The 24512-nt window shown below is 73.6% G+C and carries 22 protein-coding genes; 9 read left to right on the top strand and 13 right to left on the bottom strand.

Features of this window, described 5'->3' with window-relative positions; all coding sequences use genetic code 11:
* Window positions 1–64 precede the first annotated feature (64 nt).
* The 3 genes from E5083_RS06180 to E5083_RS06170 all read right to left on the bottom strand — a co-directional run bounded on the left by E5083_RS06180 (window position 65) and on the right by E5083_RS06170 (window position 2788).
* The gene (locus E5083_RS06180) at window positions 65–922 is read right to left on the bottom strand and encodes a CAP domain-containing protein (protein WP_135784579.1); all 858 of its coding nucleotides are present in this window, start codon (window positions 920–922) and stop codon (window positions 65–67) included.
* A 434-nt stretch (window positions 923–1356) separates the two neighbouring features.
* A complete protein-coding gene (locus E5083_RS06175; RefSeq protein WP_244317398.1) occupies window positions 1357–1878 on the bottom strand; it encodes an alpha/beta hydrolase family protein in 522 nt (173 codons plus the stop codon).
* A gap of 64 nt (window positions 1879–1942) precedes the next feature.
* A complete protein-coding gene (locus E5083_RS06170; RefSeq protein WP_135784578.1) occupies window positions 1943–2788 on the bottom strand; it encodes a helix-turn-helix transcriptional regulator in 846 nt (281 codons plus the stop codon).
* A gap of 86 nt (window positions 2789–2874) precedes the next feature.
* On the opposite strand from E5083_RS06170, the gene E5083_RS06165 reads away from it, so the two are divergent.
* Window positions 2875–3666 (top strand): SDR family NAD(P)-dependent oxidoreductase, encoded by a 792-nt coding sequence (locus tag E5083_RS06165; protein ID WP_135784577.1) that lies wholly within the window; start codon window positions 2875–2877, stop codon window positions 3664–3666.
* 36 nt (window positions 3667–3702) lie between these two features.
* Here the strand turns inward: E5083_RS06165 and E5083_RS06160 are convergent, their stop codons facing one another.
* A complete protein-coding gene (locus E5083_RS06160) occupies window positions 3703–4548 on the bottom strand; it encodes a DUF1206 domain-containing protein (protein WP_208753981.1) in 846 nt (281 codons plus the stop codon).
* A gap of 134 nt (window positions 4549–4682) precedes the next feature.
* Here E5083_RS06160 and E5083_RS06155 point away from each other — a divergent pair, with 134 nt between their 5' ends.
* A complete protein-coding gene (locus E5083_RS06155; RefSeq protein ID WP_208754010.1) occupies window positions 4683–5807 on the top strand; it encodes an MFS transporter in 1125 nt (374 codons plus the stop codon).
* A 10-nt stretch (window positions 5808–5817) separates the two neighbouring features.
* Here E5083_RS06155 and E5083_RS06150 read toward each other — a convergent pair whose 3' ends face one another.
* Complete coding sequence (locus E5083_RS06150; RefSeq protein WP_135784574.1) at window positions 5818–6234, bottom strand: DUF1398 family protein; 417 nt, start codon at window positions 6232–6234, stop codon at window positions 5818–5820.
* A 117-nt stretch (window positions 6235–6351) separates the two neighbouring features.
* Here E5083_RS06150 and E5083_RS06145 point away from each other — a divergent pair, with 117 nt between their 5' ends.
* Complete coding sequence (locus E5083_RS06145) at window positions 6352–6786, top strand: MarR family winged helix-turn-helix transcriptional regulator (RefSeq protein ID WP_135784573.1); 435 nt, start codon at window positions 6352–6354, stop codon at window positions 6784–6786.
* A 5-nt stretch (window positions 6787–6791) separates the two neighbouring features.
* On the opposite strand, the gene E5083_RS06140 is transcribed toward E5083_RS06145, so the two are convergent.
* From E5083_RS06140 to E5083_RS06130, 3 genes are read right to left on the bottom strand one after another with little or no spacing between them, the layout of a single operon-like run.
* The gene (locus E5083_RS06140; protein WP_135785240.1) at window positions 6792–7412 is read right to left on the bottom strand and encodes a hypothetical protein; all 621 of its coding nucleotides are present in this window, start codon (window positions 7410–7412) and stop codon (window positions 6792–6794) included.
* A 41-nt stretch (window positions 7413–7453) separates the two neighbouring features.
* Complete coding sequence (locus E5083_RS06135; RefSeq protein ID WP_135784572.1) at window positions 7454–9034, bottom strand: glycerol-3-phosphate dehydrogenase/oxidase; 1581 nt, start codon at window positions 9032–9034, stop codon at window positions 7454–7456.
* Entirely contained in the window at window positions 9031–9630 is a 600-nt protein-coding gene (locus E5083_RS06130; protein WP_135784571.1) for a TetR/AcrR family transcriptional regulator, read from the bottom strand. Before E5083_RS06130 ends, E5083_RS06135 begins: the two co-directional genes overlap by 4 nt.
* An 80-nt stretch (window positions 9631–9710) precedes the next feature.
* Between E5083_RS06130 and E5083_RS06125 the strand changes: the two genes are divergently transcribed.
* The 4 genes from E5083_RS06125 to E5083_RS06110 are packed head-to-tail and all read left to right on the top strand — an operon-like array spanning window position 9711 to window position 14333.
* Window positions 9711–11303 (top strand): FAD-binding oxidoreductase, encoded by a 1593-nt coding sequence (locus E5083_RS06125; protein ID WP_167513476.1) that lies wholly within the window; start codon window positions 9711–9713, stop codon window positions 11301–11303.
* A gap of 20 nt (window positions 11304–11323) precedes the next feature.
* Entirely contained in the window at window positions 11324–12235 is a 912-nt protein-coding gene (locus tag E5083_RS06120) for a YegS/Rv2252/BmrU family lipid kinase (protein ID WP_135784570.1), read from the top strand.
* 41 nt (window positions 12236–12276) lie between these two features.
* Window positions 12277–13542, top strand: a complete 1266-nt coding sequence (locus E5083_RS06115; RefSeq protein WP_135784569.1) for a glycosyltransferase family 4 protein — start codon at window positions 12277–12279, stop codon at window positions 13540–13542.
* On the top strand, window positions 13539–14333 hold the full coding sequence (locus E5083_RS06110) for a transferase (protein ID WP_135784568.1): 795 nt from the start codon (window positions 13539–13541) through the stop codon (window positions 14331–14333). Before E5083_RS06115 ends, E5083_RS06110 begins: the two co-directional genes overlap by 4 nt.
* Window position 14334: 1 nt before the next feature.
* On the opposite strand, the gene E5083_RS06105 is transcribed toward E5083_RS06110, so the two are convergent.
* Together E5083_RS06105 and E5083_RS06100 are read right to left on the bottom strand one after the other, a co-directional pair.
* Window positions 14335–16266 (bottom strand): glycoside hydrolase family 5 protein, encoded by a 1932-nt coding sequence (locus E5083_RS06105; protein WP_135784567.1) that lies wholly within the window; start codon window positions 16264–16266, stop codon window positions 14335–14337.
* A 129-nt stretch (window positions 16267–16395) separates the two neighbouring features.
* Window positions 16396–18468, bottom strand: coding sequence for a SpoIIE family protein phosphatase (locus E5083_RS06100; protein ID WP_167513475.1), 2073 nt, complete (start codon window positions 18466–18468; stop codon window positions 16396–16398).
* Window positions 18469–18563: 95 nt separating this feature from the next.
* Here E5083_RS06100 and E5083_RS06095 point away from each other — a divergent pair, with 95 nt between their 5' ends.
* Both E5083_RS06095 and E5083_RS06090 read left to right on the top strand, forming a co-directional pair.
* The gene (locus E5083_RS06095; protein ID WP_167513474.1) at window positions 18564–19151 is read left to right on the top strand and encodes a DsbA family protein; all 588 of its coding nucleotides are present in this window, start codon (window positions 18564–18566) and stop codon (window positions 19149–19151) included.
* A 107-nt stretch (window positions 19152–19258) separates the two neighbouring features.
* Complete coding sequence (locus E5083_RS06090) at window positions 19259–19645, top strand: NUDIX hydrolase (RefSeq protein WP_135784564.1); 387 nt, start codon at window positions 19259–19261, stop codon at window positions 19643–19645.
* On the opposite strand, the gene E5083_RS06085 is transcribed toward E5083_RS06090, so the two are convergent.
* The 3 genes from E5083_RS06085 to E5083_RS06075 all read right to left on the bottom strand — a co-directional run bounded on the left by E5083_RS06085 (window position 19646) and on the right by E5083_RS06075 (window position 24439).
* The gene (locus E5083_RS06085; RefSeq protein ID WP_135784563.1) at window positions 19646–19996 is read right to left on the bottom strand and encodes a thioesterase family protein; all 351 of its coding nucleotides are present in this window, start codon (window positions 19994–19996) and stop codon (window positions 19646–19648) included. It lies immediately after the preceding gene.
* A 77-nt stretch (window positions 19997–20073) separates the two neighbouring features.
* On the bottom strand, window positions 20074–22584 hold the full coding sequence (locus tag E5083_RS06080; protein ID WP_135784562.1) for an ATP-dependent Clp protease ATP-binding subunit: 2511 nt from the start codon (window positions 22582–22584) through the stop codon (window positions 20074–20076).
* Between the two features lie 100 nt (window positions 22585–22684).
* On the bottom strand, window positions 22685–24439 hold the full coding sequence (locus E5083_RS06075) for an FUSC family protein (protein WP_135784561.1): 1755 nt from the start codon (window positions 24437–24439) through the stop codon (window positions 22685–22687).
* Window positions 24440–24512 lie beyond the last annotated feature (73 nt).

The raw sequence follows: 24512 nt of genomic DNA, 5'->3' as shown, positions 1-24512 counted from the left end.
TCACCGGGAGGCGGACAGGCGTACGGGACGCCACGCCGCCGGGGTGTCGGCGGCACTCCGGGCGCTACCTGGCGGTGCCGAAGTCCTGGGTCCAGTAGCTGCCGGGCTGGGCGAGGCCCACGCCGATCTCCTTGTACGAGCAGTTGAGGATGTTCTCCCGGTGGCCGGGGCTGTTCATCCAGCCGTCCATGACCTGCTCGGGCGTCGCGTAGCCGTAGGCGACGTTCTCCCCGTACGCGCTCCACTGGTAGCCGGCGGCGGTGATGCGCGAGCCGGGGTCGGAGCCGTCGGAGCCGGTGTGCGACATGGTGTTGTGCGCGGCCATGTCGGCGCTGTGGTCCTGCGCGGCCTTGCTCAGCGTGGAGTTCAGTGCGACGGGGGAGCAGCCGGCCTTGGCGCGCTCGGCGTTGACCAGGTCCACGATCCGGGCCACGTCGCCGGAGGCGGTCGCGGCGGGCTGCGGGGTGCTCGGGGCGGCGGCGGTGGCGGTCTGCACGGGGCGGGGCGCGGTGGAGACCTGGCGCACGGTCGGCGTGGAAACCGGCTTCGCGGAGGCCGACTTGAGGGCGGCGGGCTTGGCGGTGACCGGCTGGGCGGTCTTCGCGGGCTTGGCGGCCGCCGTGGTCTTCGCCGCCTTGGGGGCCTGCTGCGCGGTGCGGGTGGGCGCCGAGGTGGGCCGGTGCCCGGTGCGGGTGCTCGGGGAAGCGGAGGGGGTCGCGGGGGCGGCGGTCTGCTTCCGCACCTGGTGCGACGCGTGACGGGGGCTCTGCTCCGTCTGCCAGGCGGTGGCCTCGGTCTGGCGGCCGGAGTCGTCCTTCCAGTCGACGCAGGCCACGGCGGCGGTCGGTACGCCCACCGCGCCCACGGCGACAGCGGCTATGAGCACCCGCCGGTACTGCTGGTTCTTACGGTGCTTTCCCATGCGTGAAACCTCATTCGGTAGGCGCCGGGCGCCGCCGCGCGGCTTCCTCTTGCTGGAACCCGCCTCCCGAACAGCAAAAGACGCCCTGCGAGTCGTCATTCTTAGGACGGTCACACAAGGCATGCAAAGGGATGGTCGTACTACCGTGCTTCGTAGACCTCGGAGCCCCTTGCCAAGGTCACGCAGGCATGCCGACCCGGCAGCAGCGGCTTCCGCCCCCTGCTGCCGGGCCGTCAGAACCCCTCATGATTTGCGAAAGCGAGCTTCTCGGGCGAGTGGATCAGCCACTCCGGGGGACAGCATGATCCAAATGCCCGCCAAGACGGACAAAGCGCACTTGTCGTCACGGCTCGTCACCTACTAAGGGACACCCGTAGGTCATCGGAGCCTGTGAGGGATGTCACGGAACCATCCCCTTGTCCGGGCGCTCGGGGCTACAGGTTCGCCGCGAAGAAGGACTCCAGGCGCTCCAGTGCGGGGCCGGTGAACTTCGGCCGGTCGTACAGGTCGTAGTGGCTCGCGCCCTGCACCACGAAGATGTCCTTCTTCGCCGAGCGCGCCCGGTCGAACAGCTCGAACCCGTCCCGGTACGAGCCGAAGCCGCCCGGCACGTCACCGACGACGATCTGCAGGGGCTGGGCCAGCAGCACCTCGGCCAGGTGGAAGGCGTCGAACGCGAACGCGGCCTCCAGCCCCGAGAAGCGCAGCTTGTTGGGGGAGTTGGGGTGCTGCCCGCGCTCGGTGGTGTAGTAGTCGACGGCCTCGACGATGTCGACGTCGGTGAGCCCGGCCTGCTCGCGCTCCTCGGCCGAGCCGGGGATGTACCCGGTGGTCAGCGGTTCCGCTCCGCGTGCCTCGGCCGTGCGCTGCCTGCCGATCGCCTCCAGGGTGCTGATCGCCGCGTCCGGGGTGAGGTCGCCCTCGCGCATCAGGCGGCCGTAGTTGGCGCCGACCACCGTGGCCAGGGCCTTGATGCCCCCCTGGGCCGCGGACGCCCACGCAGCCGAGGGGCGGCGCGGTTCAGCCTGACACGTCCATCCGCTGGGTCCCCACGACCGACAGCAGCCGGAGCGCCTCCTCGGAGGCGGAGCCCGGTGTGGCGGTGTAGAGGACGATGCGCTGGTCCCGGTCCGGGACGTGCAGGGCATCGCAGTTGACGGTCAGCGGGCCCACCACCGGGTGGTGGAAGGTCTTGGCCAGGGTCGGCAGCACGGACACGTCGTACGCCTCCCAGAGCCGGGTGAACTCCTCGCTGCCCGCCAGGAGTTCGGCCACCAGGCCGGTCACCTCGGGGGAGTCGGGATAGCGGGCGGAGGCCGCGCGCAGCCGCTGCGCCGAGTCGCGGGCGAACTCGGCGCCGTCCGAGACGCCGTACAACGCGCCCTGGTGCGAGCCGAGGAAGACGCGGCGGATCAGATTGCGGTCGCGGCGCGAGAGGGCGGAGAAGTCCTCCATCAGGGCGGCCGCCAGGTCGTTCCAGGCGAGCACCTCGCCGATCGCCGACGTGACGATGGCGGCCGTTCCCGGGAGCCGGGTCAGCAGGTCCAGGATGCTCTGCCGCACCTCGCGCGGGGGGCCGGGCGGCGGGGCCGGGGGCGCGCCGGCGAGATGGTGCAGGTGGTCGCGCTCGGCGTCCGTCAGGCGCAGCGCCCTGACCAGCCCGGACAGCACCTCGCGGGACGGGCGCGGGCCGCGTGCCTGTTCCAGCCGGGTGTAGTACTCGGTGGAGATGAACGCCAGTTGCGCCACCTCCTCGCGCCGCAGCCCCGGCGTACGGCGGCGCGGCCCGGCGGGCAGCCCCACCTCGGCCGGCCTGATCCGCTCGCGCCTGTCCCGCAGAAATGCCGCCAGTTCGTCTCGGTCCACGGGTCCAGTCTGCGCCGTTCCGGCGGCGCCAGCCAGGTACCGCCTGTGCCTGGATGAGCCCGGCCGGGCGGCGCAGGCTCGACGGTATGAACGCCACAGCGACAGACACTTCCGTCACCACTGGACTGCTCCCCGGCAAGGTCGCCTTCATCACCGGCGCCGGACGCGGGATCGGCGCCGCCGCGGCCCGGCTCTTCGCCCGCGAGGGGGCGCGGGTCGTGCTCGCCGCCCGCAGCGAGGACCAGCTCAAGGCGGTCACCGACGAGATCCGGTCCGAGGGCCGCACCGCCGATCACGTGGTGTGCGACCTGGCCGACGGGGACGCGGTGCGCGCCGCCGTCGACCGCGTCGTACAGCTCCACGGACGCCTCGACATCGCCTTCAACAACGGCGCCGCGAACCAGGCGCCCGGCCCGCTGGACGAATTGCCCGAGGACGAGTTCGACCGGCTCTACACCGTCAACCTCAAGGGGCAGTGGCTCGCCATGAACGCCGAGGTCGCGGCCATCCGGGCCACCTCCGGCAGCGGCGCGATCGTCAACAACTCCTCCGTCGGCAGCCTGCGCGGCAACCCTGAACTGCCGGGCTACGGCGCGATGAAGCGGGCCCTGAACAGCATCACCGAGTCGGCGGCCGTCACGTACGGCCCGGAGGGCATCCGCGTCAACGCCATCGCGCCCGGCAACACGGCCACCGAGATGATGCGGGCCTGGGAGGAGAAGGCGCCCGGCCTCCAGGAGCGGCTCCAGGCGCACACCCCGCTGCGGCGGGACGCCCGGCCCGAGGAGATCGCGGAGGCCGCGGCCTGGCTGCTGAGCGACCGCGCCTCCTTCGTCACCGGCGCGGTCCTCCGGGTGGACGGCGGCGCCCTCACCTGAGAAGGCGGGGCGCCGTGGTCGTGGCCGGCAGGAGGGTCACACCTTGCGCCAGCGGGCGTTGCACCAGGAGAACACGCCGAACGCGGCCAGCCCCAGCGCGATCAGCGCCAGCAGCCAGGGCCCGGCGGGCAGGTCCCGGAACGAACGCAGGGTGTCGTCCATGCCCTTGGCCTTGCCCGGCTCGTGCTGGACGGCCGCGATCAGGGCGAACACCCCGGCCACGGCGAAGACGACGCCACGGGCCGTACCGCCGCCCACGCCCAGGACGTCGACGACCTTCCGTACGGTGGGGGACATCTCGCCGGTGCGCAGATGCTTGCGGAACTTCCGCATCACCGCCCGCGCCGCGATGTAGACCCCCGCCCCGATCACCACGAGCCCGGCGGCACCGACGATCCACTGGCCGCCGGGCCACTTCAGCGCCATCGCGGTCACGTCGTCGCTCTGCTGGTCCGAGGAACCGCCGCCGCTGCCCTTCTGGCCGGCCGCGTAGGACAGCACGGAGTAGGAGACGAACGCGTAGAACACCGCGCGCGCCGCGGACATCGCCCGCTTCGACGCCTTGGTGCCGTCCGGGCCGGCGCTGCCGACCACCGCCTCCGACAGCCGCCACAGCGCCATGCCGGCCAGCGCGATGCCGACGACCCACAGCATGGCGGCGCCGAACGGCTTGTCCGCCAGCTCGGAGAGGGCGCCGCCGCGGTCGGCCTGCTTCTTGCCGCCGTCACCGCCCAGGGCTATCTGAAGGGCGATGACGCCCACGAGCAGGTAGATCAGTCCACGGGCGACGAAGCCCGCCTTCGCCGCCGCGGTCATCGCCGGGCTGTCGGCCGCTCGCCGGGCCTGCCCCCGACCGCGCTGTGCCAGAACGCTTGAGTCCATGACACACCCGATGCCCCGGCGTGTCCGCGTCACGCCCGACCGGCGCCGACGTGCCAAGGTGAGGTGTGATCGACTCCTCCCGGCGGCGCCCCGGCCCCGGCTACCTCGGCGCGGCGGGCGTCTTCGCCGTGGGCATGATGGGTACCACGCTGCCCACCCCGCTGTACGGGCTGTACCGGGAGCGGATCGGGTTCTCCGAGCTGATCGTGACCGTGGTGTTCGCGGTCTACGCGGTCGGCGTCATCGTCGCCCTGCTGCTGGCCGGCGGCGCCTCCGACGTGCTGGGACGGCGGCCGGTGCTGGTCGTCGCCCTGGTGCTGTCGGCGCTCAGCGCGGTGTGCTTCCTGCTGGAGGGCGGGCTGCCGCTGCTGTACCTCGGGCGGGTGCTGTCCGGGTTCTCGGCGGGGCTGTTCAGCGGCACCGGTACGGCCGCCGTCCTCGACCTCGCGCCCCCCGGGCGCCGGGGGCGGGCGGCGCTGGCGGCCACGGCGGCCAACATGGGCGGGCTCGGGCTCGGGCCGCTGGTCTCCGGGCTGCTCGCCCAGTACGCGCCCCGGCCGCTGATCCTGCCCTTCCTCGTCCACCTCGGCCTGCTCGCCGTCGCGCTCGTCGTCACCCTGCTGCTCACCGAGACCGTCCACCATGAGGGGGCCCGGCCACCGCTCAGGCCACAGGGGATGCGGGTGCCGCCCGAGGTGCGCGGGGTCTTCGGACCGTGCGCGCTGGCCGCCTTCGCCGGGTTCTCCCTGCTCGGCCTGTTCACGGCCGTCGCGCCCGCGTTCCTCACCGAGACCCTCGGCGAGCACAACCTCGCGGTGACCGGCGCCGTGGTCTTCAGCGTGTTCTGCGCCTCCACCGGCGGCCAGCTCCTCATGGGCCGCATCGGCGCCCGCGCCGCCCTCCCCTGGGGCTGCGCCGTCCTCGCCGCCGGTCTCGTCCTGGTCGGCACCTCCCTCCTCGTGGAGTCCCTCCCCCTCCTCCTCATCGGCGCCCTCACCGGCGGCGCGGGCCAGGGCATGGCCTTCCGCGCGGGCCTCACCGCAGTGGGCGCGGCGGCTCCCGAGGAACACCGCGGCGCCACCATCTCCGCCTTCTTCGTCGTCGCCTACCTGGGCATCTCCCTCCCGGTCGTCGGCGTGGGCGCGTTGACGGTGGGGCTGGGGGTGCGGGGGGCGGGGATGGTGTTCACGGCCTGCGCGATCGTGCTGGTGGTGACGGTGGGGGCACGGGTACGGGTGCATCCGCCGCGCACACTGTGAACGCGGCTCCCTAGAGGGCGACTTCCGGGTACGTCTCTACGTAGCTCTCCTCGCCCGCGCCGTAGTAGGTACAGGTCCGCGCGGCCAGGTCCACGTCGTACCGGACCACGCCCGCCTGCCAGCAGCCCCGGACGAACTCCGGGAAGGCGGTCTCGCCCGCCTGGTCGGCGCGGAGCGCGGCTATCAGGGCCGCGCGGTCGAAGGGCGGTACGTCGGACATGCCGGTGAGCAGGGGCTCGCCCTGCACGGCCACGGGGCCCGCTTCGGTGAGGTACAGCATCGCGTTCGACGGCACGGTCATCGCGCAGCGGGTCACTCCGGCCTGGCGGAGGGCTTCGGCGAGGTAGGGGAAGCCGCCGACCTTGGGACGGACCTCGGCGGCACGGGCCATGGCGGCCTTGAGGGTGGGGATCGCGGGGGTGGACATGGGGAGCCTCCTGGTTCGACTGATGGCAATACGTTGTCATTAAGGCAACATGTTGTCAATGAGGCTCATGGCAAGCTGTTGCCGTAGCGACAGCGCGTTGTCATGCGGGAGGCGTGGATGCGGGACGAGGCAGCCCTACTGGTCGCCGAGGTGTACGAGGCGGCGGGGGCACTGCGCCGGCTGGGGGAGCGGACCGCCGGTACGGAGGGGCTCACCCAGGCGCGCTGGCAGGTGATGAGTGCGGTGTCCAAGGACGGGCTGACCGTGCCCCAGGTGGCCCGGCGGCTGGGGGTGAGCAGGCAGAACGTGCAGCGCGTCGCCAACGACCTCGTCCAGCTCGAGCTGGCCGCCTTCACCGCGAACCCGGACCACCGGGGCTCCCCCCTGCTGGCGCTCACCGAGAGCGGCGGGGTCGCGCTCACCCGCCTCACCGAACGAGCCGAGGCCACCCACCGGGAACTCTTCGGGGACATCCCCGAGGACGAGATCAGGGCGACCCGGACCGCCCTGCGCCGGCTGCTTACCGCGCTCGACCGGCACGAGGACGGCTGACCGGTTCAGCTCGGGGTGCGCACCGTCGTCGTCACCCTGACCTGGCACGGCAGACGCGGAGTCGAGCCGAACCCGAAGCGGACAGGTGGGTCCACCGGGGCGAGGGGGCCCAGGTCGCGGCCCTCGAAGGTGGCCGTCGCCGTCGTGAGCCGGTGGAGGTCGCGGGCGCCGTACCACTCGTAGCGGCCGTTCCCGGCGGAGCCGCGGGTGCGGACGCCCATCAGCAGGCGGGCCACCGGGTCGGTCAGGGCGGCGGAGGCGGGCCGGGAGGTGACCGGGGCCGCCAGGTGGAGCAGGGTGCCCAGGGCGCCCCGGCGGCCGACGGTGAAGCGCAGGTCGAGCAGCGGCCCGGACGTCACGGTCCACCGCGCCCCGGCGGTCCGTACCTCCACCGGCACCACCCGTACCTCGTCGAACGCGTACGTCCCCGCGATGAAGTCCGCCACCTCCCCGGTCGGCGCCAGCAACGTGCGGTGGCCGTCCGGGTGTTCCAGCATGACGTCGCTGAAGGGGCCGAAGGGGGTACGGGGCCAGTGGCCCAGGACCAGGCGGGTGCCGGAGGTGGTGCCGATGCCGGTGATCCAGCCGTCGAAGCGGAGGTCGACGGAGTCGCGCGCGGGGGGCATCACGGGCAACGGATGCCCCTGGCGCGAAGCCGCGAAACAGGTCAGACGCCCGATGGGGTGGCCCGCGACAGGATCTCGGCGGCGACCCCGAGGGCCTCGGCGCGGTCCTCCGGGACGAGGCCGATGCGGGTGCGGCGGTCCAGGAGGTCGGACGGGTCGAGGGCGCCCTCGTGGCGGGCGGCCCAGAGGAGTTCCGCGCGGGTGACGGGGTGCCCGAGGAGCACCGGCTCGGCGAGCGCCGGGTCCCGCTCGGCCAGGGCGAGGACGGCCGGGGCCTCGGTGCCGTAGCGGCGGACCAGGCGGGCGGGCGCGGGCAGGCCGCGCAGGTGCTCCGGGGCGGCGGCGCCGACCAGGGGGAGCGCGGCGGTGGGGGAGGGCGCGGAGGTGAGGCCGCACGCGTCCACCGCGTCCTGCGCCATCCGCCGATACGTCGTGAGCTTGCCGCCCACCACGGTGACCACCCCGTCCGACGAGGTCAGCACCGCGTGCCGCCGCGAGATGTCCGAGGTGCGCGCCGAGCCGGGGGCGCCCGGCACCGACGTGTCCAGCAGTGGGCGCAGCCCGGCGAACGCGCCGTCCACCTCGTCCCGCCGCACCGGCGCGTCCAGCACGGAGCCCAGTACGTCCAGCAGGAAGCCGATGTCCGTCTCCGGCACCTCGGGCACGTCCGGGACCGCGCCCTCCACCGGCTCGTCGGTGAGACCCACGTACGTACGGCCGTCGCCCTGCGGAAGCACCAGGACGAAGCGGTTGGTCTCGCCGGGCACCGGTATGTGGAGGCCGGCCGGGAGCGCGCCGAGGCGCTCGGAGCGCAGGACGAGATGGGTGCCGCGCGAGGGCCGTACGCGGAAGCCGTCGACCAGGCCCCCGGCCCACACGCCGGCCGCGTTGACGACGGCACGCGCCCTGATCTCCCCTTCCTCGCCGGTGAGTTCGTCCCGGAAGCGGGCCCCGGCCGGGCCCAGCGACAGGGCGCGGACGCGGGTGAGAATCCGGGCGCCGTGCGCGGCGGCGGTGCGGGCCAGGGCGGTGACCAGGCGGGCGTCGTCGGTCACCTTGCCGTCCCAGGACAGCAGGCCGCCGCGCAGCCCGGCCGCGCGCACCGAGGGCGCCAGGTGCCGGGCCTCCGCCGCCGACAGCCGGCGGGGCACCGGCAGCACCTGGCGCGGGGTGCGCGCGGCCAGCCGCAGCATGTCCCCGGCCCGGAACCCCGCCCACGCCAGCGACGCCTGCGCCCGCGACACCAGCGGGGTCAGCGGCAGCACGAAGGGCTGCGCGGCCACCAGATGCGGTGCCGTACGCGTCATCAGCACGCCCCGCTCGACCGCGCTCTCGTGCGCCACGTCGAACTGCCCGGCCGCCAGATAGCGCAGGCCCCCGTGGATCAGCTTGGAACTCCAGCGGGAGGTGCCGAAGGCCAGGTCGTGGGCGTCGATCGCGACCACGTCCAGACCGCGCGCCGCCGCGTCCAGGGCGACGCCCGCCCCCGTGGCGCCGAGGCCCACCACCAGCAGGTCGGCCGTGCCGCCCCCGGCCGCCCCGGCCAGCTCGCGGGTGCGGCGGGCGGCGTCGAGCGACGAACCCGGTGCCGCCGTACGGTCGGCGCGGTCGCGGTTGCTCATGGGGTGAGGGTCCTCTCCAGAAGGGTGCGCAGCTCGCCCAGGAAGGCGGTGGCGTCCAGCTCGGCGTCGTCCTCGTCGGTCATGGTGCGCAGCGACAGCGCGAAGGACTGCACCAGCAACAGCACGGCGCGGGCCTGGCGTCCGGGGTGCGTCACCCGTACCGAGCCGTCCGCGTGGCCCTCGCGCAGGGCGTCGGTCAGGAGCGCCAGCAGGGCCTCCTGGGTGGCGCCGCGCCGGTCGAGGACGTAGGGGAGCAGCAGCTCGGGGTCGACGTCCAGGATCTTGTGGAACAGGGGGTGGTCCCGGAACTCGGTGACGCCCGCGACCAGTCCGGTCACGATCCGGGCGCGGGTGTGCGGGCCGTCCGACGCGGCGGGCATCGCGCGGGTGGCCACGGCGAGCCACTCGCGGGTCATCAAGTCGCCCACCAGCGTGCGCAGATCGGGCCAGCGCCGGTACAGGGTCATCCGGGAGACCCCGGCGCGGCGGGCCACGTCGGCGAGCGTGGTGCGGCGGACACCTACGGCCAGGACGCAGTCGCGCACCGCGTCGAGCACGGTGTCGGCGTCCGAACGGTTGTGACGGATGGACGTCATGTGTAACAGTGTAACGCCCCGGCGGCCGGGGGGAGATGGCGCCGCACACACCGAACCGACCTGGCGAGGACGACCGTTCGATGGACATGCTGTGGAACGGCTGGGGCGACCCGGCGAAGGCGGCCCCCCTGCCCGACGCGGTGGCCGGACTCCTGCACGACCTGCTCGGCGTCCGCCCGAGCCCCTCAACTCCCGTGGCGCTGAAAGACCTTGAGCTGTCCGACCCCACGCTCACCCCGGCCGCGCTCAAGGACCTCGCCGACGCGGTGGGCACGGCGGACCACGTCCGCACCGACGCCGAGAGCCGCGTCCGGCACATCCGGGGCAAGTCCACGCCCGACCTGCTGCGCATCCGCGCGGGCGACGTCACCGACGTACCGCAGGCCGTCGTCCTGCCCGCCTCTCACGAGGAGGTGCTCGCGGTGCTGCGGGCCTGTGCCGCACACGCGGTGGCGGTCGTGCCGTTCGGCGGCGGCACCAGCGTCGTCGGCGGACTCGCCCCCGAGCGCGGGGAGTTCATCGCGCTCGACCTGCGCCGGATGGACGCCCTGCTCGACCTCGACCCGGTCTCCCGCACCGCCGTCCTCCAGCCCGGACTGCGCGGCCCACAGGCCGAAGCCCTGCTCGCCGCACAGGGGTTCACGCTCGGGCACTTCCCGCAGTCCTTCGAGTGGGCCACCGTCGGAGGCTTCGCCGCCGCCCGCTCCAGCGGCCAGGCGTCCGCCGGGTACGGCCGCTTCGACGAGATGGTCCTCGGCCTCACCCTCGCCACCCCCGAGGGCACCATCGAGACCGGCCGCGCCCCGCGCTCCGCCGCCGGACCCGACCTGCGCCAGCTCGTCCTCGGCTCCGAGGGCGCCTTCGGCGTCATCACCTCCGTCACCGTCCGGGTACGGCCGCAGCCCGAGCAACGCCTGTACGAGGGCTGGCGGTTCGCCACCTTCGCCGAGGGCGCCGCCGCGCTGCGCAGGCTCGCCCAGGACGGACCCCGGCCCACCGTGCTCCGGCTCTCCGACGAGACCGAGACCCTGGTCGGCCTCGCCCAGCCCGACGCCATCGGCGCCGCCCTCGCCGACGGCGGCACCGGCTGCCTCGCCGTCACCGGCTACGAGGGCACCTCCGCTGACACCGCCCGGCGCCGCGAGGAGGCGGCCGCCGTGCTGCGGGAGTGCGGCGGCACCCTCGTCGGCATCGAACCCGGTGAACGCTGGGCCCACGGCCGCTACGAAGCGCCCTACCTGCGCGACGCCCTCCTCGACGCCGGCGCCTTCGCCGAGACCCTGGAGACCGCCGCGTTCTGGTCCCGGATACCCGAGCTGTACACCGCCGTACGCACCGCCCTCACCGACACCCTGACCGGCGCCGGCACCCCGCCCCTGGTCATGTGCCACATCTCCCACGTGTACGAGAACGGCGCCTCCCTCTACTTCACCGTGGTCAGCGCCCAGGGCGAGGACCCCGTCGCCCACTGGACCCCGGCCAAGCACGCGGCCAACGAGGCCGTGCTCGCGGCGGGCGGCACCATCTCCCACCACCACGGCGTCGGCACCGACCACCGCGACTGGTACGTACGCGAGGCCGGACCCCTCGCCGTCGACGCGCTGCGCGCCGTCAAGGCCCGCCTCGACCCCGCCGGGCTGCTCAACCCCGGCGTCCTGCTCCCCACCGACTGACCGCGCCCGGAGGCACACCGATGCGAGAGTTCACCGCCGTGGTCAACCCGACCGCGGGCGCCTCCACCGGGGCCGCCACGCTGCTCCAGGTGGCCCGGCACCTCCGGGAGGCCGGCGCCACGCTGGAGACCGAGTACAGCAACAGCCTCGCCCACGCCCGCGAGACCGCCCTGCGCGCCGGAGAGAGGGGCCGGGTCGTCCTCGCCGTCGGCGGCGACGGCATGGCCGGCGGCATCGGGGGAGCGCTCAGCGGCACCGGCGCCGTGCTGGGGCTCGTACCCGCCGGACGCGGCAACGACTTCGCCCGCGCCCTCGGCCTGCCCGCCGACCCCGCCGCCCTCGCCGAGATCCTGCTGCACGCCGAGCCCCGGCGCGTCGACACCCTCGAGGTCGAGTCCGCCGTCCACCCGCGCACCGTCGTCCTCGGCAGCGTCTACGCCGGGGTCGACGCCCTCGCCAACCGGTACGCCAACCAGTCCCGGCTGCTGCGCGGCGCCGCCTCCTACTACGCGGGCGGCCTGCGCGCCGTGGCCGGCTGGCGCACCGCCGAGTACCGGATCACCGTCGACGGCGAGGAACAGCGGCACCGCGGCTACACCGTCGTCGCCGCCAACTCCCCCTACTACGGCTTCGGCCGCGCCATCGCCCCCGCCGCCGAACTCGACGACGGCCTCCTCGACATCGTGCTGATCCGCGAGGCCCCGCGCCGCCTCTTCTTCACCCTGATGAACGAGCTGAAGACCGGCGCCCACCTCCGCCGCCCCGAGGTACGGGTGCTGCGCGGCCGCGAGCTGCGCATCGAGGCCGACCGGCCCGTGCCGTACGGGGCCGACGGCGAGGTGGAGGCCGCCCTCCCCGTCACCGTCCGGGTCCGCCCCGCCGACCTGGCCGTGCTGTGCCCTTCACCGGGCCTTGAGGACACGAAGCGGTAACGTCTGGCAACCGCGCCCGTGTCGACAAGGTCTGGACCGGCATGAAGATCTCTTTCCTGCTCCACAACGCGTATGCGATCGGAGGGACGATCACCACCACCTTCAACCTGGCCGGAGCGCTCGCCGAACGGCACGACGTGGAGATCGTGTCCGTACTCCGCAGCCGCGAACGCCCCCCGCTCACCCTGGACCCCCGCGTCCGGCTGCGGCCCCTGGTGGATCTGCGCGCGGAGCAGGACCACCCGGCGCACCGCGAACCCGCGCGGGTCTTCCCGGCCGCCGAGGGACGCCACCGCGAGTACAGCAGACTGACCGACGAGCGGATCGCCGCCCAGCTCGCCGGCACCGACGCCGAGGTCGTCATCGGCACCCGCCCCGGCCTCAACGTCCACCTCGCCCGCCAGGCACCCGACCGCGTCCTCCGCGTCGGCCAGGAACACCTCACCTGGGACCACCACTCGCGCCGGCTGCGCCCCGTACTGCGCCGCGCCTACCGCGACCTCGACCTCATCACCACCGTCACCGACGCCGACGCCCGCGCCTACCGGCGTGGCACCTGGCTGCCCGGCGTCCGCGTCGAGGCGCTGCCCAACAGCGTGCCCGACCCCGAACTCCCGCCCGTCGACGGCGAATCGCGGCTCATCGTCGCCGCGGGCCGGCTCGTGCCGATGAAGGACTACGACACCCTGATCCGCGCCTTCGCGCACGTCGCCGCCGCCCGTCCCGACTGGCGGCTGCGCATCTACGGCAGGGGCGAGGAACGCGACCGGCTGCGCGCCCTCATCCAGCGGCTCGGCCTCAGCGACCACGCCTTCCTGATGGGCGCCGCCGTCCCGATGGAGTCCGAGTGGGTCAAGGCGTCCATCGCCACCGCCTCCTCCACCTTCGAGCCCTTCGGCATGACCATCGTCGAGGCGATGCGCTGCGGGCTGCCCGTTGTCAGCACCGACTGCGCCTACGGGCCCGGCGAGATCATCCAGGACGGCGTCGACGGACGGCTCGTGCCGGTCGGTGACCCGGACGCCTTCGGTACGGCCCTGCTGGACCTGGTCCGCGACGACGAACGGCGCCGCACGATGGGCAAGTCAGCCCTGGAGAACGCCCGCCGCTACGCCCCCGAGGTCGTGGTGGCCCGCGCCGAACGCCTGCTGTCCGAGGCGCTCGCCGCCAAGCGGGCGGGTCAGTGGCCGCCCGGCGAACCGGGTGCCGGGCGCCGTCGGCTGACGGCCGCCCGGCAGAGCGCCCACGACCTGGCCTACACGGCCGCCGCCAGTGCGGTACGCACCGTGCGGGGGTGGCGGCGATGAACACCGAGATCCGCGTGACCTGCGGGGCGGACGCCGACGGCCGCCTCACCTTCGCCCTTCCCCTTGCCACCCCCGGCTCCGCGCACCTGGTCCTGAAGGCCAGGCCCCGCAAGGGCGTCCCCGACCCCGCCGCACGCCGGCTCCCGCTGGAAGCCTCGGGCGACGGGCGGACCCTCGCCGTGCTGGAGCCGCTGCCCGCGCTGGAGGAGGGCCGCTGGGACGCCTTCCTGGTGCGCGAACCGGACGCCGAGCCACAGCAGTTGGTCTCCGGCCCGCTGGATCTGCGGGTCCTCGTGGACGGCGCCCGCGTCGACCGGCCGTCGCCGGTGGCGGTGCGCATCCCGTACCGGGCGCTGGACGGCTTCCTCGCCGTACGGGCCTGGCTGCGGCCCGCCCACGCGGAGGCCGGGCCGATCGAGGTCGGCGACAAGGCCACCACCGTCACCGCCCGCCTGCACGGCACCGACCTGGGCGAGGACGCCGTCGTACGGCTGCGCGGGCGGCGCAGCCGCGAGGAGCGCCTCCTCGGCCCGAGCGTCGACGCGGACGGCCGGGGTCTCCGGTTCACCGTCGACCACGCGGACCTCACCGGCGTGGACGTCCGCTACTGGGACGTCCACGTGCTGCCCACCGCCGGCGCGGCCCCCGTCCGGGTGGGCCGCGTCCTGGACGACGTGGCGGACCGCAAACACTCCTTCGTGTACGCGGCCGCGCCCGAGGGTGGCCAACTGGTCCGCCCCTACTACACGGTCGACAACGACCTCTCCTTCGAGGTCACCGACCCCGGCTGAGCTACGGCAGGGTCCGGCACAGCAGTGCCGCCGGGCCCTGCCGGGCGCCGAGGCGGGTGGTGAAGGCGATCCCGGCCGCGTACTCGTTCACCGCGCACTGGCCTTTGTACGCGCCCTCGGCGAACTCGCCGCCCGCGCCGTCCGCGCCGCCCGCGCCGTCCGGGGGGCGGTTGTCCGAGCGGTCGAACCACACGGTCCGCCCGCTGCCCGCCAGCGCGGAGCGGCCCGGTGCGCACAGCGCCGACGACACCCGCTCGCCGCGCAGGCCGTAGCCGATCAGGAACGCGCCGGACGGGCACTGCAGCTTGGTGTACCCGGACGCCCAGTCGCCGCCGGAGACGAACCGCTCGTCCTTGACGACGCTCTGCGCGCCGTCCGCCGCGCGGAGACCGGCCGCCCCCGCGTCCGTGCACAGCCCGCGCCCGCCCGTGTGGCTCAGCCCGGCCAGCCGCAGCCCGTCAGGGCAGGCCGCCTTGTACGCGCCCGAGTCCCAGTCACCGGTGTTCCGCACCCGGAGCGATTCCACCGCGTCCCCGTGGTCGGTGTTCAGCATCTTCCACACGGCGGCCGTCGGCACGGGCCCGGTCTTCCCCGGTGTGTCCATCAGGTGCCGCCAGGCCGGGGCCCGCCAGTCGCCGGAGTCGAGGAGCCCGGAGCGGCGGCCGCCCTCGTCGTAGCGGAGCAGCGCCCAGTCGTCGTGCCCGTCGAAGCCGACCAGGGGCCAGTACGCGAAGTCGGCGTCGTGGTCGGTGAAGTAGTCGGTGATGTTGCCGAACCAGGCGCGGGTCGCCGGGTTGGTCTCCCCGGCCCCGGCGCCGAACTCGCTGATCCACACCGGCGCGGTGTAGTGGCGCCCGGACTCCTCCACGAAGAACGCCTCGTCGGTGAGCGCCGCGTTCAACTCGTCGCGGGACAGGTCCTGGTAGCGGGCGTCGTGCGTCTCGCCGATGCCGGTGGCGCCGCTGTGCCGGGGGCCGGTGTAGCCGTAGAAGTGGGCCGAGTAGACCAGCTTGTGGGAGTCGACCAGGGTGTGCGAGAGGGTGCGGGCGGGGGTCAACTGGGGGCGGCCGTGCGGGAGTCCGTCGACCGGGAGGCCGGTCCAGTTGATGCCCTCGATCACGATGAGCAGCTTGGGGTTGGCCTCGGTGAGGATGCGGTCGCCTGCCGTCTGGGCCGCCGCGTACCAGTCGTGGGCGTCGCCCAGGCCCCAGTTGGGGTCGTCCAGGATGTCCCGGCGGACCTCGTTGTAGAGGTCGGCGCCGACCACACCGGGCACATTCGCGTAGCGGCGGGCCATGAACACCCAGTCGTCCGCCCACGCCTGAGTGGACTGGCTGCTGTTCCAGCGTTCGTTGCCGTCGATGCCGCAGCACCAGCGGGAGGTGTTGGTGTGGTTGTTCAGGATGACGGCGAACCCGGCCTGGCTGAGCGCGTCCACCACCGCGTCGTACACCTGGAGCGGGGTCTTGCCGCGCAACTGCGGGTTGGCGGTGACCGCCGCGTCCGGTACGGGGGTCGTGCGGTGGACCAGCTCGTTGGAGAAGGGCAGCCGGATGGTGTTGACGCCCAACTCCCGGAAGTCGGAGAGCAGTCGGGCGATCGGAACCCGGTCGAGGCCGAGCGGGATGTCGTGCGCGTTCTGGCCCGCGTGATGGTTGGCCGGGTCGTCCACGCTGCCGCTGCCGTTGTACGAACCCTGTGCGCCGTCCCAGTTGGCGGCCTTCAGCCGGAACCGGTTGCCCCGGCTGTCCACGATGTACCGGCCCTGCGTCGACAGCGGGGCCGACCAGTCGGCGGCCGCCCGGGTCGCGGCGGGCGCGACCGGGGCCGGTGTCGGTACCGGTGCGGCGTGTGCCGTGATGGTCATGCTGGAGGCGAGCAGCAGCCCGGCGGCGGTGGCGGCCAGGCGCAGGGAACGGGGAGCGGTCGGCATGGAGGCGGCCCTCGGCTGTGATGGGGGGTGGGAGCGCGGGAATGCGTGGAGCGCAGTGTCCACCACACCGCACCCGTCACGGAAGGCGCCCGGCAGCCGATCCCGTCACACCCGTTCACACCCCAACTCTCATTCAGGGATGGGCAGTTCGGCCCAGATGGTCTTTCCCCGGTGTTCCCGCCGGGTGCCCCAGCGCTCGGTGAGCTGGGAGGTGATGGTCAGCCCGCGCCCGTGCTCGTCGTCGTCCTCGGCCTGCCGCAACTGCGGGGCGGTGCTGCTGTCGTCGGTGACCTCGATGATCAGGGCCTGGTCGCGGACCAGCCGGAGCCGGATCGGCCCCTCGGAGTAGCGGACCGCGTTGGTCACCAGCTCGCTGACCACCAGGGTCGCGGCGAACGCGAGGTCCGCCAGACCCCAGTGCCGCAGCCGTTCCTCGGTGCGCTCGCGGGCCAGCGAGACCGCCTGCGGCTCGTTCGGCAACGACCAGGAGGCCACCTTGTCGGCGCCCAGGGCGAGGGTACGGGCGACCAGCAGTACCCCGTCGTCGGCCGGACGGTGCGGCGCCAGATCGTGCAGCAGGGCGTCGCAGATGTCCGGCAGGGGGCGGTCCCGTGGCTGCAACGCCCTGTTGAGCCTGGTGAGTTGGTCGCCGGAATCGGGGTTCGCGTCCCGCAGCAGCACCGGGTTGCACAGCACCATCAGCGTGCCTTCCGGCACGTCGAAGTGCCCGGCGCGGTAGCGGGGCGCGCCCCGGCCCAGCGCCGGGCCGACCGGCACCTGCGCGAACATCACCGGCTCGTCGGGCCGGGCCACGGCGGGCGGCGGATGGCCCGCGCTGGCCACCGTGCACCGGCGCGCCACCGGGTCGTAGACCGCGTACAGGCACGAGGTCCCGGCGCGCAGGCTGTCCAGGGACTCGTCCGGATGCCGCGACTCCTCCGCGTCCAGCCGGCTCACCAGGTCGTGCAGCCGCTCCAGCAGTTCCTCGGGCGGCAGGTCGAGCGAGGCCAGCGCGCCGATCGCGGCCCGCAGACCACCCATGGTGACGGCCGCCCGGATGCCTCGCGTGGGCGGTTCTCCGATGACCAGCCCCACCCTCGCCCCGGACAGCGGGATGATGTCGAACCAGTCGCCACTGGTGCTGCTCGGCCGATAGCTGTGGGCGGTGACCACCGCGCTGTGCCCCGGCACGTGCGCCGGCCGCAGACTGAGCTGGAGGATACGGGCCACCGACCGCTCCCGCGTGTACAGCCGGGCATTGTCCAGGCACAGCGCGGTGTGCCGGGTCAGCTCGGTGGCGAGGCGAAGGTCGTCCTCGGTGAACGGCGCGGTGCCCCGGCCCCGGTAGAACCGCGCCAGGCCCAGCACCCCGCCCCGCGCGGCCAGCGGCACCGCCATCCTGGAGTGCGCGCCGTTCGCCTGCGCGACCTCGCGCCCGCTGTTCCCGGCCGGCACCGTGTCGTGCTCGGTGATCAGCACCGGGCGCCCCTCGGTCAGCACCTCCTTGTACCGCGAGGTGAGCCCCGGTTCCATCACACAGCCGACCTCCACCGCCCGGTGCCCGTTCGCCGCCCGCACCGACCGGTACCCGGCACAGCGCAACAACAGATCGCGGCCCAGGGACTCCAGGGACGGCACATCGCCCCGCAGCACCGCGTCCAGCACGTCCACCACGATGGTGTCGGCCAGGTCCGGCACGCCGATGTCGGCCAGTTCCTGCGCGGTGCGCACCGTGTCCAGGCTGGTGCCGATCCGGGCGTTCGCCTCCCGCAGCACGCTCAGCCGGACCTGTGCCCGGTGCCGCTCGGTGGCGTCCACCACGCTGAGCGCCACCCCGGGCAGCCCGCCGTCCGCGTCCCGCAGCCGGAACGCGGACAGCGCCAGCACCCGGTCCGGCGCGTCCGGCGTGGCCCCGCCCGCCACCTCCACGTCCCGCCGGGGCTCCCCGGTGGCCAGCACCTCGCGCAGCATCGCCTCCACCGGCTCCTGGTGCAGACCGGCCGCCCAGTGCCGCAGCGGCTGCCCCAGCGCGCCGCCCAGCGGCAGCACGTCGAAGTCCCCGGCCGCGTCGTTGAACCCCACCAGCCGCAGCGAGCCGTCGAGCACGTACAGCGGGTGCGGCGATTCGGCGAACAGCGCGTCGAGCACGGCCCTGTCCAGGTCACGGCCGCGATCCGGAGCCCTGTCGTGCGATGAGTCCACCCCTCCAGACTGCGCCGCGAGCCACGTCGTGTCGTCCCGACCGGACCCTGTTCGCACCGTTCGTGCCCTACGCCCATCTGTGCCAAGCTCGACACATGACTCCCGCGAACACGACCGGCAACGAAGGCACCACGCTGTACTACGGCGACCTGTCCGCGCCGCACGTGCTCCAGGTCTTCCTGGAGATGCGCGACCGTGCCTCCGCCCGTATGGCCAAGACGCTCCTGGACACCATCCGCAAGGGCGCCGACGACGGAAAGTACGCGGTGAAGTTCCACTTCGCCGGGACGATGGACGACACCGTGGGCGGCAACGGCGACCAGAAGGCGCTCGGCGCGCTGGCCGCCGCGAGCGACGAGGGGCAGCAGCAGTTCATCGAATACCTCGGCGCCCTCTTCGACAACCAGCCCTTCCCGCCCGCCGAGGACAAGTTCTCGCAAGGGGCGGTGCTGCTGTCGGTCGCCGGTGACGTGGACGGCCTGCGCTCGGCCGACTTCGACCGCAAGGTCTCCGACGACACCTATCTGACCTGGGCCGGGGAGTCCATCTCCACCTTCGAGACCTTCGGCCTGCCCGGCACCCCGGCCGTCTGGTACGACCAGGAGAACATCCCGGTCACCACGGTCGAGGGCGAAGTGGACACCGACCCGCAGAAGTTCCTCGCCGCGATCAAGACGTCCTGACCCCGCCGGGTGCGCGCCCGCGCCACTGGGTAGGGAACGACCGTCCGGCCACCGGGCCGGGCGGTCGACGCGCGTCAAGACGGGCGCGCGGGGGAGGGGACGGGGCGATGACTTCGGAGCGGGAGGCCGGCGGCCGGGTGCTGGCGGTCGCGGTGTACGACGGACGGCTGCTGCTGGTCACCCAGGGGGACGGCGGACCCTGGACGCTGCCCTCCGGCACCGCCGAACCGGCCGAGACACCGGGCGCGACGGCCGAGCGGGTCGTCTACGAACTCACCGGCTACCTCGTCGACGGCACCGAACCGCTCGGCCCGGCCGACGGCGAGTCCCCGGACGCCGTCCCGGCGGTGGTCTGCCAGTTGCTCACCGACTCGCCCTCCGGCGGGGCCTCGCTGCCGGAGGAGCAGATCCGCTGGGTCGCCTTCGAGGAGGCCGAGCGGGACGCGCTGCCACCGGCCGTGCGCCATTACCTCCAGGGCCACAGCCCGGTCTGATCAGCCGGCGAGGAACCTCTCCCGGTCCACCACCGCGCGGTCGATCTCGCCCTCCGCGACCACCGAGCCCGTGCCGTCGACGGCCCGCACCAGGAAGGTGAGCCGCCCGCCCGACGTGCCCGGCGCCGGTTCGGCGGACACCGTCACGCGCCCGCCCACCGGCGTCGCCCGCAGATGCCGTACCCGCACGGCCGTGCCCACCGTGGTCCGGCCCGGCCCGGTGAACGGCTCAGCCGCCCGCACGGTCGCCGCCTCCAGCCACGCGATCAGCCGCGGCGTCCCCAGCACCGGCACGTCCCCGCTGCCCAGCGCCACCGCCGTGTCCGCCCCGGTCACCTCGTACTCACCCATCCGTCCACGCTAACGCCCGCACGCACGACAGGGGCGGTACGGAGAGATCTCCGTACCGCCCCGTCAGCCGTGCGGTGTCACTCGGTGGACGCGGCCCCGTCCGGCTCCGGGTGACGGACGCTCAGGTGCAGCGAGTCGTCCCGGACGTCGGCGACGATCGTGTCGCCCTTCTCGACGCCGCCGGACAGCACCAGTTCCGCGATGCGGTTGTCCAGCTCGGTCTGGATCGTGCGGCGCAGCGGACGCGCGCCGAACTCCGGCTTGTAGCCGTGCGCCACCAGCAGCTTCTTCGCCGCCTCGGTGACCTCAAGCCCGATGCCCTGCGCCCGCACCCGCTTGGCGCTGCGCGCCAGCAGCAGGTCGATGATGTGGCCGAGGTTCTGCTCGCTGAGCGCGTGGAAGACGATCGTCTCGTCGATCCGGTTGAGGAACTCCGGCGGGAAGTGGCCCTGGAGCACCGACTCCAGCTCGCCGCGGATCTCGTCCACCTTGCCCCGGTGGGCGAGGATCAACTGCGAGCCGATGTTGCTGGTCAGGATGACCACCGTGTTGCGGAAGTCCACGGTGCGGCCCTGCGAGTCGGTCAGCCGGCCGTCGTCCAGCACCTGGAGCAGCGTGTGGAAGACATCCGGGTGCGCCTTCTCCACCTCGTCGAACAGCACCACGCTGTACGGCTGGCGGCGCACCTTCTCGGTGAGCTGGCCGGCCTCGTCGTACCCGACGTAGCCGGGCGGGGAGCCGACCAGACGGGACACCGTGTGCTTCTCCTGGAACTCGCTCATGTCGAACCGGATCAGCCGGTCCTCGTCACCGAAGAGCAGCTCCGCGAGCGCCTTCGCCAGCTCCGTCTTGCCGACACCGGTCGGGCCGAGGAACAGGAACGAACCCACCGGACGGTCCGGGTCGCCCATGCCCGCCCGGTTGCGGCGCACCGCCTGCGCGATGGCGAGGACCGCCTCGTCCTGGCCGACCACGCGGTCGTGCAGCGCGTCCTCCAGCTTGAGCAGGCGCTCCTTCTCGCTCTCGGTCAACTGCGCCACCGGGATGCCCGTGCGGCGGGACACGATCTCCGCGATGTCGTTCTCGGTGACCGCGACCACGCCCTCGCGGCGCTCCTCGATCTGCGCGAGTTCGGTCTCGATCTCGGCGATGTGGTGCTTGAGTTCCTTGGCGCGGTCGAACTCCTCGGTGGCGACCGCCTCGTCCTTCTCCCGGTTCAGCCGGGCGAGGGCGTCCTCGCGGTCCTGCACCTCCTTGGACTTGCCCCGCGAGCGCAGCCGCACCCGCGCGCCGGCCTGGTCCAGCAGGTCGATCGCCTTGTCGGGCAGGAACCGGTCCGCGATGTACCGGTCGGACAGCTCGGCCGCCGCGACCAGCGCCGCGTCGCTGAACCGGACCTGGTGGTGCGCCTCGTAGGCGTCGCGCAGCCCCTCCAGGATCTGGACGGTCTCCTCGACGGTCGGCTCGGGCACCTTCACCGGCTGGAACCGGCGCTCCAGCGCGGAGTCCTTCTCCACATACTTGCGGTACTCGTCCAGCGTGGTCGCGCCGACGACATGCAGCTCGCCGCGGGCGAGGGCGGGCTTGAGGATGTTCCCGGCGTCCATCGAGCCCTCGCCGCCGGAACCGGCGCCGACGACCGTGTGCAGCTCGTCGATGAAGAGGATCACGTCCTGGGAGGCGGACGTCACCTCGTCGATGACCTTCTTCAGCCGCTCCTCGAACTCGCCCCGGTACTTCGCCCCCGCCACCAGGCCGGCCAGGTCCAGCTCGACGACCCGGCGGCCCTCCAGCGTGCGCGGCACATCCCCGGAGACGACCCGCTGGGCGAGACCCTCCACGATGGCCGTCTTGCCGACGCCGGGCTCACCTATCAGCACCGGGTTGTTCTTGGACCGGCGGGAGAGGATCTCGATGGTCTGCTCGATCTCCTCGCCGCGCCCCACCACCGGATCGAGCTTCCCGGCGCGGGCGTCGGCGGTCAGATCGCGCCCGTACTCGTCCAGCGTCGGCGTGCTGCTCGGCTCCTGCCGGGCCTCGGCCTTCGCGGTGGAACCGGCGTCGCGGGCGACCTTGTCGGTGTCCACGCCCAGATTGCGGGCCACCGAAGCGGCCTGGTCGTTGCCCGGGTCGAGCAGCGCCTGGAGGATGTGCTCCGGCCCGATGTACGAGGCACCGGTGGCCTGCGAGCGGGCGTGCGCGCCGATCAGCACGCGCTTGGCGGCCGGGGTCAGACCCGGCTCGGCCGAGGGGGTGCCGCTGCCCGCGGGCAGGGCCGCCTCCAGCTCCTTGGCCAGGTTGTCCGGGTCGGTACCGGAGCGGGCGAGCAGGGTGCGGGACGGTTCGACCTGGGTGGCCGCCCACAGCAGATGCTCGGTGTCGAGGTCCTCGCTGCCGTCCTCGGCGGCGCGCCGCGAGGCGCGCGCGATGAGTTCACGCGCGGAGTCGGTCAGCAGCCGGCCGACCGGAACGCGCTGCACCGCCGGTGGCGAGGACGCCGTGGACATACCGAAGAAACGATTCAGTAGGTCGGAAAACGGGTCCGACGATCCGAAGGACCCGAACGCACCCATAGGTGGCACTGACATATGCGCATCAGCCTCCTCTGTCTTCCCTCGCGGGAACCCCACCTAATCACAGAGGAGTTGCGGAAGTCGTCGGCAAGCGCACATCCAACTGCCGCCAAAATCAATGGTGGAGTAGCCGTGCCAGCAGCAGATACGCGCGCTGTTCGGCCGCCGCAAGGGCCGCCGGATCGATGCCCGCCGACAGCAGTTCGCCCGCCGCCGCGTCGTCGGCCTCGCGCAACTCGACCACGCTGACCGCGAGATGGACCGGGATCACCGGATGCGGCGGCCGGGACCGGAAGGTCAGCGCCCGCTCCGCCCGCTCGGTCGCCTCGGTGCACTGCGCGAGCGCCCGCTCCACCCGTACCGCCGCCCGGTCGTGCACCACCAGCAGCGCGCACACCAGCCCGATGACGATGCCGAGCAGCGACCCGAGCCCCCGGTCCACGATCAGCTCCTCCGGCGACTCCGGGTCGGCCAGATCGCTCAGCAGCAGCGCCAGCGGGGTCAGGAAGACCACGCCCAGGCCGTAGTTGCGCACGACCATGTACTCCATCAGGAACTCCAGCGCCACGATCACCAGCGCCAGCAGTACCGGCGCCGGATGCCCGGCCAGCACCCCGAGGGCGATCATCAGCCCGAGCGCCGTGCCCAGGGTGCGCTGCACCGCACGCTGGACCGTGGTGCGGACGTTGACCGAGTGCAGTACGGCCGCCGCCGAAATCGCCGCCCAGTAGCCGTGCCCCAGACCGAGCGCCAGCGCGGCACCCCCCGCCACCAGCGTGCCCAGCACCATCCGTAGCGCAGGCACCAGCAGCACCGACACCGGCTTGCGCCCGCCGGGCCGCCCCCGCACCAGCACCCAGGCCCGCCGCGCCCCCGGATCGTCCGGCACCGGCGCACGCGGCGAGAAGCGGCGCCCCGGCTCCGGGGGCAGCGAGGAGTACGCGGCCAGGTCGGCCAGCACCTGCGGATACCGCTGGTGCCGGTCGGCCAGCATGCCCGCCTGGGTCCGCAGCAGCCGCGCCAGCTCCGGAGGGTCCTCCGGCGTGCCGCGTGTGGAGTCGATCAGCAGCGACCAGGACAGGTCGGTCAGCCGGACACAGGTGTTGTCCTCACCGGCGCGCTTGGAGGTGGTCGGCGGTGCCAGTCCGAGCGAGTCGTACGCCTGGAGCACCGCCGCCGTCGCCCGGTGCCGGGAGCGGCCCACCCCGCCCCGCGCCGAGTCCAGCAGCTCGGCGAGCTGGCGCAGCGCGGCGGCGACCGAGAGGCGCTGCGGCCGGTCGGGATGGACCAGGCGGCCCAGCAGCGCCAGCGCCCACGCCAGCAGCGAGCCCAGCGCGGCCATGCCCGTCCGGGGAAGCACCTGGCCGGGCGTGGTCGTGGCGTTGGCGGCCACCGCGAAGGAGAACAGCAGCAGGATCGCGCCCAGCCCGCCGAGCCCGGTCGCGTCGCACACGTACTTGCCCACGCCCGCCACCAGCGCCGTCGCCGCCACCACGACCGCCGCTCCGGCGACACTGGACCAGGGATGCGCCACCGACGCCAGCGCCGAACCGAGGCCCACACAGGCCGTCATGGCGAGCGCCACCCACGCCAGCACCCACGCCCGGCGGCGGTAGGGCAGATTCCGGCCGAACGTCGTGGTGAACGCCCCGAGCATTCCGTACACCGCGAGGTCGGGACGGCCGGCCAGCACCACCGGCAGACCGGCGAGCGCCATGGCCAGGGCCGCGCGCACCGCGAACAGCAGCGCGCCGTCCACCCGCTGGAGGGCCAGCACCCCGCGCGGGAACAGCACCTGCCCGACGCCGGAGGTGTCCCACCGGCGCCCGCCGCCGCTGCCGGCGGGGGAGGAACGGCGCGAAGGGGGCATGTTCGGTGTATACCACCTGGCCCCGCCGCAGTCCTGATCGACGGGTGCGGGCTCTGTGCGGGGGTGTCATCTG

Origin of the sequence: Streptomyces bauhiniae, assembly GCF_004784475.1 — a bacterium.
Taxonomy (GTDB): domain Bacteria; phylum Actinomycetota; class Actinomycetes; order Streptomycetales; family Streptomycetaceae; genus Streptomyces; species Streptomyces seoulensis.
The sequence above is the reverse complement of the archived record's forward strand: the minus strand, read 5'-3'. Positions and strand labels throughout refer to the sequence as shown.

What these genes read in the sequence shown, in the direction of transcription:
- E5083_RS06110 (WP_135784568.1), top strand. Translation starts at nt 13,539, where the DNA reads ATGAACACCGAGATCCGCGTGACCTGCGGGGCGGACGCCGACGGCCGC.
- E5083_RS06180 (WP_135784579.1), bottom strand. Translation starts at nt 922, where the DNA reads ATGGGAAAGCACCGTAAGAACCAGCAGTACCGGCGGGTGCTCATAGCC.
- E5083_RS06080 (WP_135784562.1), bottom strand. Translation starts at nt 22,584, where the DNA reads ATGTCAGTGCCACCTATGGGTGCGTTCGGGTCCTTCGGATCGTCGGAC.
- E5083_RS06115 (WP_135784569.1), top strand. Translation starts at nt 12,277, where the DNA reads ATGAAGATCTCTTTCCTGCTCCACAACGCGTATGCGATCGGAGGGACG.
- E5083_RS06155 (WP_208754010.1), top strand. Translation starts at nt 4,683, where the DNA reads ATGATGGGTACCACGCTGCCCACCCCGCTGTACGGGCTGTACCGGGAG.
- E5083_RS06140 (WP_135785240.1), bottom strand. Translation starts at nt 7,412, where the DNA reads ATGCCCCCCGCGCGCGACTCCGTCGACCTCCGCTTCGACGGCTGGATC.
- E5083_RS06145 (WP_135784573.1), top strand. Translation starts at nt 6,352, where the DNA reads ATGCGGGACGAGGCAGCCCTACTGGTCGCCGAGGTGTACGAGGCGGCG.
- E5083_RS06085 (WP_135784563.1), bottom strand. Translation starts at nt 19,996, where the DNA reads ATGGGTGAGTACGAGGTGACCGGGGCGGACACGGCGGTGGCGCTGGGC.
- E5083_RS06125 (WP_167513476.1), top strand. Translation starts at nt 9,711, where the DNA reads ATGGACATGCTGTGGAACGGCTGGGGCGACCCGGCGAAGGCGGCCCCC.
- E5083_RS06105 (WP_135784567.1), bottom strand. Translation starts at nt 16,266, where the DNA reads ATGCCGACCGCTCCCCGTTCCCTGCGCCTGGCCGCCACCGCCGCCGGG.
- E5083_RS06075 (WP_135784561.1), bottom strand. Translation starts at nt 24,439, where the DNA reads ATGCCCCCTTCGCGCCGTTCCTCCCCCGCCGGCAGCGGCGGCGGGCGC.
- E5083_RS06120 (WP_135784570.1), top strand. Translation starts at nt 11,324, where the DNA reads ATGCGAGAGTTCACCGCCGTGGTCAACCCGACCGCGGGCGCCTCCACC.
- E5083_RS06130 (WP_135784571.1), bottom strand. Translation starts at nt 9,630, where the DNA reads ATGACGTCCATCCGTCACAACCGTTCGGACGCCGACACCGTGCTCGAC.
- E5083_RS06160 (WP_208753981.1), bottom strand. Translation starts at nt 4,548, where the DNA reads ATGGACTCAAGCGTTCTGGCACAGCGCGGTCGGGGGCAGGCCCGGCGA.
- E5083_RS06135 (WP_135784572.1), bottom strand. Translation starts at nt 9,034, where the DNA reads ATGAGCAACCGCGACCGCGCCGACCGTACGGCGGCACCGGGTTCGTCG.
- E5083_RS06165 (WP_135784577.1), top strand. Translation starts at nt 2,875, where the DNA reads ATGAACGCCACAGCGACAGACACTTCCGTCACCACTGGACTGCTCCCC.
- E5083_RS06150 (WP_135784574.1), bottom strand. Translation starts at nt 6,234, where the DNA reads ATGTCCACCCCCGCGATCCCCACCCTCAAGGCCGCCATGGCCCGTGCC.
- E5083_RS06090 (WP_135784564.1), top strand. Translation starts at nt 19,259, where the DNA reads ATGACTTCGGAGCGGGAGGCCGGCGGCCGGGTGCTGGCGGTCGCGGTG.
- E5083_RS06095 (WP_167513474.1), top strand. Translation starts at nt 18,564, where the DNA reads ATGACTCCCGCGAACACGACCGGCAACGAAGGCACCACGCTGTACTAC.